Source organism: Mycolicibacterium agri (assembly GCF_002553505.1).
GTDB lineage: Bacteria > Actinomycetota > Actinomycetes > Mycobacteriales > Mycobacteriaceae > Mycobacterium > Mycobacterium agri.
On the sequence record NZ_PDCP01000270.1, the window covers coordinates 1 to 238 of the forward strand.

Sequence of the window (238 nt, forward strand, 5' to 3'; positions counted from 1 at the left end):
TGCCGTTGATCTCCTTCTCGTAGGTGCGCGCCTCGCCGAGCTGTTCGACCTTCGCGTCGTTCATCGCCAGCGGGGTCAGGCTGCTGTCGTCGTATAGCGACACCGAGTGGTAGATGCGCAGGGTGAGGATCGCCTGGGCCTGCACGTAGACTGTCTCCTGGTCGACGCTGGCATCGATGAAGACCGGCGCCAGCTTGCTGCTCTTGGCGCGGTCGCGCGCCTCCAGTACGTGCAGCCT

General features: G+C 64.7%; 1 protein-coding gene. It reads right to left on the bottom strand.

Annotated elements, in window-relative coordinates; translation table 11 throughout:
• Positions 1-238, bottom strand: a 238-nt coding sequence (locus CQY20_RS34130) for a BatD family protein (RefSeq protein ID WP_165789344.1), incomplete at both ends; no start/stop codon positions are given.